At 45.5% G+C, this 1,357-nt stretch carries 1 protein-coding gene; it reads left to right on the forward strand.

Annotated features, from left to right (window positions below; genetic code table 11):
* Window positions 1-167 precede the first annotated feature (167 nt).
* The coding region (locus A3738_RS04285) for an ABC transporter transmembrane domain-containing protein (RefSeq protein ID WP_156503945.1) at window positions 168-1,357 on the forward strand (1,190 nt) is incomplete at its 3' end.

Here is a 1,357-nt window from a genome sequence, read left to right on the forward strand (position 1 = left end):
TGAGCATGATATGGATGAATTGATGCTATAAGGTTAGATGTTTATGAGTTCAGTAGTTCGGGCGTACATACAACCCTGAGTGCGCCCGCTTTTTTATTTGTGTTCCCATCCTTCAACTATCTTCGTACTATTCTTTTCTTCCTAATCGTCTCTAAGCAAATTTTTATATGGCAAACCAAAAAGCACCGAAGAAGTCATTGAGTGTCTTACTTAAATTATGGGCCTTTATGCGTCCCTACAAGTGGACATTAGTTGGTGCCAGTATCGCGTTAATTTTTACCGCAGCGATTACCTTATCAATAGGGCAGGGTGTGCGCCTATTGGTCGATGATGGCTTGGTGGCTAACTCTCTAGATGGTTTGTCCGATACAGTGCAGCTTGTATTTTTGCTATCGCTATTGATGGCTGTTGGTACCTATGCGCGATTTTATTTGGTCTCTTGGTTAGGGGAGCGCGTGACAGCAGATTTGCGATCTGCTGTATTTTCACACTTAGTATCATTACATCCGTCCTATTTTGAAGAGAATCGTAGTGGCGAGATCATGTCTCGTCTCACGACTGATACCAGTTTGCTGCAAAATATTATTGGCTCTTCTTTTTCGATGGCGCTGCGCAGCGCACTCACTTTTGTTGGCTCACTTATTCTGTTGCTCTATACCAACTTGAAGTTGAGCTTGTTGGTGTTGGTTGGTGTGCCACTTGTTTTGCTACCTATTCTGATGTTTGGCAGACGTGTTCGAAAATTGTCGCGTGCTAGCCAAGATTCGATTGCAGACGTTGGCTCTTATGCAGGTGAGATTGTACGCAACATAAAAACGGTGCAGGGTTTTACGCGTGAAAATTATGAGCGTGCGGCCTTTGATAAAGAAGTCGAACTCGCTTTTTCCGTCGCGCGAAAACGTATTCGTCAGCGAGCGCTTCTGATTGCGACAGTGATACTGCTGGTGTTTGTAGCGATAAGTTCTCTGATATGGGTTGGCGGCAGTGACATGCTGGCCGGTGAGATGACCGGTGGTGAATTGGCAGCTTTTATTTTTTATGCCTTGATGATGGCCGGTGCTGTGGCGACGATCTCCGAGGTATATGGTGAATTGCAACGCGCCGTTGGTGCGACAGAGCGCCTTTTGGAGTTGCTGTCTGTGGAGTCGCTTATTCCTTATCAGTCGGGTACTGATATGTTTCCGGCGAGTAATGCTTCAGTGATTCAATTTGATGGCGTTACTTTTTCATACCCCGCTAGACCTCAAGTAAAAGCTTTAGATAAAGTCAGCTTTAGTATTCGAGAAGGGGAGCGCGTGGCGCTAGTTGGGCCATCTGGTGCTGGTAAATCAACAATATTTGAGTTGCTGCAGCGCTT

It is taken from the genome of Oleiphilus sp. HI0066 (assembly GCF_001635725.1).